Annotated in this window: 10 protein-coding genes and 1 pseudogene; 8 read left to right on the plus strand and 3 right to left on the minus strand. The window is 69.3% G+C overall.

The window, feature by feature from the left end; all coding sequences use genetic code 11:
• Positions 1 to 133 precede the first annotated feature (133 nt).
• The 4 genes from ACFYZQ_RS37900 to ACFYZQ_RS37915 all read left to right on the plus strand — a co-directional run bounded on the left by ACFYZQ_RS37900 (position 134) and on the right by ACFYZQ_RS37915 (position 3,933).
• Entirely contained in the window at positions 134 to 985 is an 852-nt protein-coding gene (locus ACFYZQ_RS37900; RefSeq protein ID WP_389158280.1) for a substrate-binding domain-containing protein, read from the plus strand.
• Between the two features lie 53 nt (positions 986 to 1,038).
• Positions 1,039 to 1,953, plus strand: a complete 915-nt coding sequence (locus ACFYZQ_RS37905; protein WP_389158283.1) for an ABC transporter permease — start codon at positions 1,039 to 1,041, stop codon at positions 1,951 to 1,953.
• A gap of 5 nt (positions 1,954 to 1,958) precedes the next feature.
• Complete coding sequence (locus ACFYZQ_RS37910) at positions 1,959 to 2,747, plus strand: ATP-binding cassette domain-containing protein (RefSeq protein WP_389158286.1); 789 nt, start codon at positions 1,959 to 1,961, stop codon at positions 2,745 to 2,747.
• 85 nt (positions 2,748 to 2,832) lie between these two features.
• Positions 2,833 to 3,933: a serine hydrolase domain-containing protein gene (locus ACFYZQ_RS37915; RefSeq protein WP_389158318.1), complete on the plus strand. Its 1,101-nt coding sequence runs from the start codon at positions 2,833 to 2,835 to the stop codon at positions 3,931 to 3,933.
• Here the strand turns inward: ACFYZQ_RS37915 and ACFYZQ_RS37920 are convergent.
• Positions 3,890 to 4,474 (minus strand): helix-turn-helix domain-containing protein, encoded by a 585-nt coding sequence (locus ACFYZQ_RS37920; protein ID WP_389158289.1) that lies wholly within the window; start codon positions 4,472 to 4,474, stop codon positions 3,890 to 3,892. The two genes, ACFYZQ_RS37915 and ACFYZQ_RS37920, sit on opposite strands and share 44 nt — an antisense overlap.
• A 122-nt stretch (positions 4,475 to 4,596) precedes the next feature.
• Here ACFYZQ_RS37920 and ACFYZQ_RS37925 point away from each other — a divergent pair, with 122 nt between their 5' ends.
• Genes ACFYZQ_RS37925 through ACFYZQ_RS37935 form a run of 3 tightly spaced genes read left to right on the plus strand, consistent with a single transcriptional unit; the run spans position 4,597 to position 6,852 of the window.
• Entirely contained in the window at positions 4,597 to 5,433 is an 837-nt protein-coding gene (locus ACFYZQ_RS37925; protein WP_389158292.1) for an EamA family transporter, read from the plus strand.
• Between the two features lie 28 nt (positions 5,434 to 5,461).
• A complete protein-coding gene (locus ACFYZQ_RS37930) occupies positions 5,462 to 6,109 on the plus strand; it encodes an FMN-binding negative transcriptional regulator (RefSeq protein ID WP_389158294.1) in 648 nt (215 codons plus the stop codon).
• A 35-nt stretch (positions 6,110 to 6,144) separates the two neighbouring features.
• The gene (locus ACFYZQ_RS37935) at positions 6,145 to 6,852 is read left to right on the plus strand and encodes a B3/4 domain-containing protein (protein ID WP_389158297.1); all 708 of its coding nucleotides are present in this window, start codon (positions 6,145 to 6,147) and stop codon (positions 6,850 to 6,852) included.
• Between the two features lie 413 nt (positions 6,853 to 7,265).
• Here the strand turns inward: ACFYZQ_RS37935 and ACFYZQ_RS37940 are convergent.
• A pseudogene (locus tag ACFYZQ_RS37940) lies at positions 7,266 to 7,484 on the minus strand (hypothetical protein); the annotation flags it as partial.
• A 434-nt stretch (positions 7,485 to 7,918) separates the two neighbouring features.
• On the opposite strand from ACFYZQ_RS37940, the gene ACFYZQ_RS37945 reads away from it, so the two are divergent.
• Positions 7,919 to 8,641, plus strand: a complete 723-nt coding sequence (locus ACFYZQ_RS37945) for an SMI1/KNR4 family protein (RefSeq protein ID WP_389158299.1) — start codon at positions 7,919 to 7,921, stop codon at positions 8,639 to 8,641.
• Here the strand turns inward: ACFYZQ_RS37945 and ACFYZQ_RS37950 are convergent.
• On the minus strand, positions 8,632 to 8,784 hold the full coding sequence (locus ACFYZQ_RS37950; RefSeq protein ID WP_389158302.1) for a hypothetical protein: 153 nt from the start codon (positions 8,782 to 8,784) through the stop codon (positions 8,632 to 8,634). The two genes, ACFYZQ_RS37945 and ACFYZQ_RS37950, sit on opposite strands and share 10 nt — an antisense overlap.
• Positions 8,785 to 9,434: the final 650 nt, after the last annotated feature.

Here is a 9,434-nt window from a genome sequence, read left to right on the forward strand (position 1 = left end):
GCCTCCCTGACACCGCGGGCGCTGCCACGCACCCGGGCGTGGCGGAACCCCGCCCCCCACCTCACCAGAACCTCCATCACCGAATGCCCCTCACCGCAACCACTGATCACTTATCCCGCTCAAGGAGCCCTCCATGCCCCGTCTCCGCAGATCCCGCGTCGCCCTGATCGCGACCCTCGTCGCCACCACCACTGTCACCGCCGCGTGTTCCAAGCGCACCGACTCCACCGGTTCGCACGGCTCCGGCGGATCCTCCGGCCGCAAGCTGCACGTGATCGTCGTGTCCGGCCCGCTGAGCGATCCGTTCTTCGGCGCGATGAAGACCGGCTCCGACAACGCCGGCAAGGAGCTGAACGTCTCCACCGAGTACCTCAGCCCGACCTCGACCGACGCCTCCGGCCCGACACTCGCCCGGCTCATGCAGGCGGCCATCGCGAAGAAGCCGGACGCCATCGTCGTGGGCAACTTCTTCCCCGCGGCCCAGGACCCCGAGATCAAGGCTGCGGTCAAGGCCGGCATACCGGTGGTCGTCGTCAACTCCGGACAGACGGACTGGAAGCAGCTCGGAGCCCTCGCCTTCGTCGGCATCGAGCCGGTGGTCGCCGGCACCAGGTCGGGCGAGAAGTCAGCCAAGCTCGGAGTGAAAAAGGGTCTGTGCGTCAACACGGTCCCGGGCAACCCCGCCCTGGAGCAGCTGTGCCAGGGCTACACCGACACGCTGAAGAAGAGCGGTGGCACGGGGAGTGAACTGCGTATCCCGTACTCGGACGCGACCAACCCGACCAAGGTCACCCAGGCCATCGAGGGCGCACTCAAGGCGGACAAGAGCATCGACGGCGTGATGGCCACGGGCTCCATCGTCGCCGAGTCCGCGCTGACGGCGGCGAACGACGTCGGACGCAAGCTGACCATCGGCACATCGACCAAGCGGCTCAGGCACCCGCCGGGCCCGACGAGCAGAGCGAACCCCTCGGTCGTTCACTGATCGCCCGCACGGCACGGCGCCCGGAGTTCGGCGCGCTGATCGGCGCGGTCGTCGTGTACGTCTTCTTCCTCGTGACCGCGTCCGGCTCGGGCTTCACCAGCGTGGACGGCACCGCCAGCTGGCTGGACACGGCAGCCGAACTGGGCGTGGTCGCCACGCCGGTCGCGCTGCTCCTCATCGCCGGCGAGTTCGACCTGTCGATCGGCTCGGTCGTCGGCGCGACGTCGGCGATCGTGGCCATCGCCAGCGGCACCTACACCATGCCCCAATGGGCGTCGATCCCTCTCGCGATCGGCTTCGGCCTGCTGGTGGGGCTGGTCAACGGCCTCGTCGCCACCCGCACCAAGCTCCCGTCCTTCATCGTCACCCTGGGAAGCTCGCTGGTCGTGGGCGGCTGCGCCCTGGGCCTCAGCCGCGCCCTGTCCGGGAGTACGGCCGTGACGCTGACACCGGATCCGAGCGTGCAGGCCGTGTTCGGCTCCAAGGCCGGGCAGTTCCAGGTCTCCATCGCCTGGTGGCTCGCGATCGCCGTCGTCGCCTGGTGGGTGCTCACCCGCACCCGCACCGGCGGCTGGATCTACGCCACCGGCGGTGCACCCGACGTGGCCCGGGACGCCGGCGTGCCGACCGCCCGGGTCAAGGTCGGACTCTTCATGGCCACCTCCGCCGGTGCCGCCCTCGTCGGCGTCCTGCAGACGATCGCCTACAGCGGAGGCGACGTCACCCGCGGCTCCAGCTTCATCTTCGACGGCGTCATCGCCGCCGTGATCGGCGGAGTGCTCCTCCAGGGCGGCTACGGCTCCACCCTCGGCGTCCTGCTGGGCACGGCGACCTACGGCATCGTCAGCCTCGGCATCTTCTACACCGGCTGGAACACCGACTACGCCCAGCTCTTCCTCGGCGCCCTGCTGCTGGTCTCGGTGATGGCGAACAACTACTTCCGCAAGCTCGCACTGAGCGGCAGGTGACCCTCATGACGACCACCACGACCGACCATCCACTGATCGAACTCCAGGGCGTCACCCAGCGGTTCACCGGCGTGACCGCCGTCGCCGACGTCTCGCTCACCGTCCGCCCCGGCCAGGCGCTCTGCCTCCTCGGCCACAACGGCGCCGGCAAGTCGACCCTCATCAAGATCCTCTCCGGTGTCTACATGCCCACCGAGGGCACCCTCTCCATCGACGGCGAACCCGTGACGCTCGGCGGCCCGCGCGACGCCCTGGACCGCGGCATCGCCACCGTCCACCAGGGCGCGGGCACCGTCCCCCTGATGAGCGTGGCCCGCAACTTCTTCCTCGGAGCCGAACCCACCAAGGGCCGCGGGCTCTTCCGCCGCTTCGACGCCGCGACGGCGGGCCGCATCGCCCTGCAAGAGATCCAGCAACTGGGCATCCGCCGCATCCGCGACGCCGACCAACTGGTGGGCACCATGTCCGGCGGTGAGCGCCAGGCCCTCGTCATCGCCCGCGCCCTGCACTTCGGCGCCCGCGTGCTGATCCTGGACGAACCGACCTCGGCGCTCGGCGTCCGTGAGGCCGAGATCGTCCTGCAGGCCGTTGAATCGGCTCGGGACCGCGGCGTCGGCGTCGTCCTGATCACCCACCAGGCCCACCACGCCCTGCGGGTCGGCGACCACTTCGCCGTCCTCGCACACGGCCGGCTCGTCGCCTCGTTCGCACGGGGCGAGATGCAGGCGGCCGAGGTCATCGACCTGATGGCGGGCGGCACGGTGATGGAGCAACTGGAGCGCAAGCAGGCATGAGCACCACGCACGACGCGCCTGCGGCGAAGGCATCCGGTACACCGCGCCCTGGTTCGCGGGTGTCCGGGAGGCTTTCGAGAGCAACCTGCGCAACGGCGACGACTTCGGCGCCTCGGTCGCCGTCTACCACCACGGCCGGCTGGTCGTGGACCTGTGGGGCGGCGCCCGGGACGTCAGCGGGGTGCCGTACCCGGAGGACGCCCTGCACGTCGGATACTCCACGACCAAGGGCGCGATGGGCCTTGTGCTCGCGAGTCTGGTGGACACGGGGGAGGTGGATCTCGACGCCCCGGTGACGGAGGACGGCGTCCTGGTCCGTGAACTCGCGTCACACCAAGCCGGACTGCCGGCCTTCGACGAGCCGGTGACCAAGGCCGACCTCGCCGACTGGGACGGCTGCGTGCGGCGGCTGGCCCACCAGGCGCCGACATGGCGGCCTGGCACTCGGCACGGCTACCACGCCCTGACCCTCGGCTACCTGGTCGGCGAGGTCGTACGCCGCGCCGGCGGCAAGACCGTGGGCACCCTGCTCCGTGAGCGGTTCGCCCAGAACGGAGACCTCCAGGCATGGATAGGTCTGCCCACCGAGTACAACCACCACGTCATCCCGTACCAGGACGCCTTTCCCACGCCGGGAGTCGGCGCCGTCGTGGCCACGGCCGCCGAAACCCCGGACACGCTGACCCACGCCACCTTCAACAACCCCGTCATCACGGCCGATCTCTTCAACGACCCCGTGCTGTGGCGGCCGGAGATCCCCGCCGCCAACGGCGTCTTCGACGCCAGATCACTGGCCCGGCTCTACTACACCGTGGTCGACGGTCCGCTGCGCGTCGTCTCCCCCATCTCCGTCGACCGGGTCCGCCGTCAACAGGTCCACGGGCCCGACGAGGTCCTGGTGGACCAACCGACCCGCTTCGGGACCGTCTTCGGCCTGTCCTGCCCCCGCCAGCCCATGCTCGGTTCCGGCTCGTTCGGCCACGACGGCCTTGGCGGGCATCTGGCCTTCGCCCACCCGGAATCGGGTGTCGCGTTCGCCTTCCTCACCAACCGGCCATCCCCGACCCCACACCCCACACCCGGCTGTGGCGCCTGCTGTCGGCGGTGGCCGCGGCACTGTGACGAGTGTGCTGTGCCGCGGGTCAGATCGTCGCTGCCGGACCGGGCGGAAGGTGCACTGTCATGACCAGGTGGCAGGTCCCGGTGCCCGCGCCGCGGTAGGTGTGCGGGGTGTCACCGTCGAACGTGGCGGTCTGGCCCGCTTCGACGGTGTGCTCGATGCCGTCGACGACCAGGATCATCCGGCCGGAGACGACACTCACGGTCTCCACGACCCCGGCCTGGTGGGGGTGGCTGGGGTAGTCCTCGCCCGGTTCCAGCCGCCAGCGCCAGACCTCGACCGGGGCCGGCCCCGAGGTCGTCAGCATGAGCCGGGCCTCGCCACCCCGCTCGCCCGTCCACAGGGGCGCCACGGCATCGGCCGCCACAACCCGGACACGACCTTCGGGCGAGCCCTGCATCAGGGCGGACACCGAGATGCCCAGGGTGTCGGCCAGCCGGACCAGGGTGGCCAGGTTGGGGTTGCCCTGGGCTTTCTCCAGTCCCACGAGGGCGCCCTTGCTGACCTGGGCACGGCGGCTGAGCTCGTCCAGGGACAGGCCCGCGCGCATACGTGCCGCCCGGACGTTGTGCGCGACCGTTCGCAGCGCCGCGGCCGTCTCCGCCACCTGGTCACCTTCCCTTCCCCTACGACTGGACATTCCAATGCACCGTACGGTCGATCGGTTGTGACCTTCGGTCGATTCGCTGTACGGTGTGGTCGTTCCACTAAATGGTAAGGGATTGTGCTGTGATCGCTCTGCTGCTGGCCCTGGGCAGCTCACTCGCGTACGGATGCGCCGACCTTCTCGGCGGCCTCGGCGCCCGGAAAGCCCATGTGCTGCGGACCGTGATGGTCGCCGCCCCGGCCAGCCTCGCGGTCGAGCTGCTGCTGTGGCCGCTGCTCGGCGCATCCTTCAGCTCCGGAGCGCTGGGCTGGGGGGCCGCCTCGGGCGTCGCCTCGGCCGCCGCGTTCGCCCTGCTCTACCGCACCCTGGCGATCGGCCCGATGAACGTGCTCTCCCCCGTAACGGCGCTGGTCTCCGCCGCACTGCCCGTCGGCGTCGGCCTGCTGCAGGGCGAGCACCTGGCAGCCACCGGGCTGGTGGGTTTGCCGCTCGCACTGGTTGCGGTGGTGCTGGTCAGCGCAGGACACGGCGCGGGCTCGACGCGCCCCTCCCGTACGGCCCTGCTGCTGGCCTTCGGCGCGGGCGCCGCCATCGCCCTGCAACTGGTCTTCCTGCACCAGGCGCCGTCCGACAGCGGGGTGGCCCCGCTGATCGTGGGCCGAGCCGTCTCCTCCGCCGTAACCCTGGCCGCCGCCGGACTGATGCACCGCAGGCTGGGTCCCGAACGCCCCGCGTACGCGCTGTCGGCGGCCGCGGGTGTACTGGACTCCGTCGCGAACCTGCTGTTCCTGCTCGCCGCCCGCAGCGGAGACCTCACGGTCGTCGCCGTCATCACCGCCTTCTATCCGGCCGGCACCGTCCTGTTGGCCCGCGGGGTACTCGCCGAACGCATCCACCGCGCCCAGCTCGCCGGCCTGGGCGCCGCCGCCGTCGCCGTCAGTCTCCTCGCCCTGACCTGAGCAGACCCGCACAACCAAGGAGAAGAGCATGCTGGTCCACCCCTGGGACGCGGGCCTCGACGAGGCCGAGTGGCAGACCTGGATCACCGACGGCCACGACTTCGGGCAGCTCAGCGTCAACGGCCTGCCAGGCCACCCGCCCATGGTCGTCCCCACCCACTTCACCTGCGACGGAACCCACCTCCTGGTCCACCTCGCCAAGCCCAACCCGGTCTGGAAGGCCATCGAGCACGACCCGAACGTCGTCTTCACCGTCATCGGCGACTACGCGTTCATCCCTGGCCCCTGGCGCGCCAGGCCTGGCATTCCCCCCACCGACGGAGTCCCCACCAGCTACTACGCGGCCGTCCAGTTCACCTGCCGCGCCGAGATCGTCGACGATCCCGAGGCCAAGGCCGAGCTGCTGCGCCGCCAGCTCGCGCACTTCCAGCCCGACGGCGACCACGCGCCGGTGGCGGTCGACGAACCGCCGTACGGCCGGATGCTCTCGGGCATCCGCGGGCTGCGCCTCGAAGTCACCGACGTACGGGCCAAGTTCAAGTACGACGACCACAAGCCCGTCGAACATCGCAGCGCTGTCGCCGAGCACCTCACCGAGCGCGGCCAGGGCCTGGACGTGCCCACCGCAGGCCAGCAGCTGCGCCGCCTGGACCGCATCGGTCCCTGGAAGTCCTGACCGCCAACTCCCCACAGGAAACGGAAACGCAGTCCATGCCCGCCTTCCGCATCTCCCCCGCCGTCGCCGAAGCCTTCCCCGACACCCTGATCGCCCTGGTCATCGCCACCGGCCTGCGCGGCCGAGAGTCCTGGCCGCACACCGCCGTGGCCGTGGAGGACCTGGAGCAACAGCTCGCCGACGGCACCTGGCACCCCGCCGACGAGACCGACCCCCGCATCGAGGCCTGGCACACCGCCTACCGCTCCTTCGGCACCAACCCCCGCCGGATCCGCCCCAGCGTCGACGCGCTCGGCCGCCGCCTCGCGAAGACGGGGAGCCTGCCGCGCATCAACCCGGCCGTCGACTCCTACAACGCCGTCTCCGTCCGGCACGGCCTGCCCGCCGGCGCCTTCGACCTCGACCATGTCACCGGCGACATCGACATCCGCTACGCGGACGGCACCGAGTCCTTCACCCCGCTCGGCGAACCCGACACGATCGAGCACCCCAAGCCCGGCGAGATCATCTACGCGGACCTCACCGGCGTCCTGACCCGCCATTGGAACCACCGCGACGCCCACCGCACCCGCGTCACCGAGGACTCCACACACGTCGCCTTCGTCCTCGAGACCCTCCACGCCGACCGCGACGGCGATCTCCTCAAGGTTGCGTCGGACGAACTTCAGGGCCTCCTCGCCCCGCATGCCGATCAGACCGCTGTGTCCTACCTCGGCCCGGCACAACCCCAGGCCACCGACTGAGACCTCAGGGCTCTCGAACTTGGTACAGGGCCCTCCCCCGGCGACAGCCGGAATGCTCAGTTCAACCGTCGGGGAACAAATCGACCACCGCGAGCCACGGGAGTCCCATGCCGAAACCGAGCACTCGGCCCTCCAGGGCAGCACCATCCGGCCACGCTCGCGTTCCAGACCCAGGCGGTGCACGGCGGGAACCAGGCTGACGCGAGCACGGGCGCGATCCGTACACCGATCATCATGGCGAACTCCTACACCCTGCCTGCGGCCCCGTTCACACTCGACCCGAACATCCCTGAAGCGCTCCGGGTCTGATGGAGGCTCGATTCCCTGAGAGGATCGAGTCATGGCCCGTCCGTCCCCTTACCCTGCCGAGCTGCGTGAGCGTGCGGTGCGCATGGTCGCGGAGGTCCGCCCCAGCCTTCCCACTCCGAGACTGGTAGCTCGGCTGTGATCCCGAACCTGCTGTCGTACTCATTGAGGCGGCCTGCTTCGTGGGCCTGCTGCCATTCGTCGAGGGAGGCGGCTGCAATCGGTGTCAGCTCAGGCCCTTGGAGTTCGACCTGCCGGGTCACCCACCCATCGGCGTCGACCTCGAAGTGGAACCAGACGTCTTCCTCGTCCCAGTAGCAGCGCATCCATGTGGTCACTGGCCCATGACGAGGGCTTCGGTTTTAGAAGGTCACCCCTGAAGGTGTCATGTCCTCCGCGAGGGTTTCCCGGGTTCATGAGCGGGTTCATCTCGCCCGCGGCGTCCTCTTCGTCCACGTACCCGACCAGCGCCTTCTACTGGTCATCCCAGCCGCCATGCTGGCCGATCCGGACGATGTCCGTTCCCGCTCGCCGGGCCGACTTCACGAAGCCGCGCCTGGTGGAGTGGAAGCGCCACCGCCCAGGCAGGCCTGTGCGTTCCATGGAGCGATGCACGATGACTCGAACGGCTGCGGCTGCCACGGCCCAGGCAGGTCCAGCCCGGCCCAGGCGGCCGCCACCCGCTCCGCATCCGAGGTCGCCCGTCCCAGCCGTGTCGGGGTGCGAAGAGGCTGGTGAGTGGGACGGATATCGTCCTGGCATGACACAAGGGTTCGATCTTGCCGCGTCGCTCGCCAGAGGCGTCGAAGACCGCAGTGGTGCATGGATCTTCATCCAGGGCTTCGCCGCCCACTGGGCCGGCGCCACCCTGGGGCAGGATGGCGGATGGGCGGAAGCCGATCTCGACGCTGCCGAGGAGAGGCTGGGTCTCCGATTGCCGACGGCGTTGCGCGAGGCGTATGTGATGTTCGGACGTCGGCGGGATCTCACCAGCAACCACGATGTGCTGCTCGGCCCTGCGGAGCTGTATGTCGATGACGCCAAGGAAGCTCTGGTCTTCCGTCACGAGAACCAGGGAGCCGCCTCGTGGGGCGTCCTTCTCAACAGTCTTCAGGATGACGATCCTGCAGTGCTCATCCGGCTTGATCTTGCCGACAAAAGCGCCGAGCGGTGGGAGGACTGGTTGGAGCGTCTGTCTCTTTGTTTCGTGGAGATCGTCTTGTCCGAGTCCCTGCAGGCCGATGAAGAGCTCTGCGACTTCCTCGACCCGGATGACGACAGCCTTGAACTGCTGGAAGCGAACGCCGTCCGACTGCCGTTCCCGGCATACCCCGTCGGCGAGGAAACACGGTGGTTCCTGGGCCAGGATGTCCTTCTGCGCGATGACGACGGCGCGGCCATCCTGGCTCGCGGCCGGACGGCAGAAGACCTCGACCGCGTTCGTGACCTGATCCCGGGTGACTGGCTCAACGACTATCGCTGACTACTTCCCAGATTCCTGATCAGGGCCCTCGGGGCGATCTCGTAGCCGACGCCGTACTTCCGCATGAGCGCGCGCGTCGCCATGCCCGTCCTGGCGTCACGGCGGATCGCCGCGTACAGGTCGATCTTGGAATTCGGCAGCACCAGGCCCCTCGCCGTGAGGGCAGAACCATGGTCCCGAAGCAAGCACCGAGGCGTTCTCGAAACTTCACTCTCCCGTGGAACCGGGCGTTCCCACCGCTGAGTGACAGACATTCTTGAAATTCACCTACAAAGCCAGCCGGGCCATCAACGCGGCCACCGCGCCACGGGTGTCCTGGTGGGCCCTTCGGCGGGCCGTTGGGGTGGCTGAACCGGCCCGGCGAGGCCGGACACCTGAGAGGTCGTTTTCCGACATCAGAGGAAGCTCAGGCTGCCGCTCGGCATACGTTTGTCAGTTGTGGAAGGTCACTCGGCTTGATCATGGGCTGATCTGCTGGTGGAACTGGCCGGGGGCCATGTGCCGACTGGTCGGCGTGCCGGGCGAGTACTGCTGTAATGCGTTCGCTGCTCTTCGGGATGGCCGGTGTGGCGGGGGGGGTGAGGACCAGACGGTCAGTAGGTAGCGCTCGAGGGGGTCGGACGCCGCTACCCATGACGGACGTCACCGGCGCACGGCGGCACGCCCCAGCTTCACGGGAATTCTTGCCGGGGCCAGCTTAGTACTGCAGCCGCAGTTACGGGGGTCGGTGGCCGCGGCGGCGGTAATGGCTGATCCGGGCTCGGTGTTGGTGGCGTCGCCGCCAGTGTGACCA

This window comes from Streptomyces sp. NPDC001843 (assembly GCF_042891955.1).
In the GTDB taxonomy this organism is placed as follows: Bacteria; Actinomycetota; Actinomycetes; order Streptomycetales; family Streptomycetaceae; genus Streptomyces.

Coding starts and splice junctions, on each gene's coding strand:
- ACFYZQ_RS37900 (WP_389158280.1), top strand. CDS start 134: ATGCCCCGTCTCCGCAGATCCCGCGTCGCCCTGATCGCGACCCTCGTC.
- ACFYZQ_RS37910 (WP_389158286.1), top strand. CDS start 1,959: ATGACGACCACCACGACCGACCATCCACTGATCGAACTCCAGGGCGTC.
- ACFYZQ_RS37930 (WP_389158294.1), top strand. CDS start 5,462: ATGCTGGTCCACCCCTGGGACGCGGGCCTCGACGAGGCCGAGTGGCAG.
- ACFYZQ_RS37935 (WP_389158297.1), top strand. CDS start 6,145: ATGCCCGCCTTCCGCATCTCCCCCGCCGTCGCCGAAGCCTTCCCCGAC.
- ACFYZQ_RS37945 (WP_389158299.1), top strand. CDS start 7,919: ATGACACAAGGGTTCGATCTTGCCGCGTCGCTCGCCAGAGGCGTCGAA.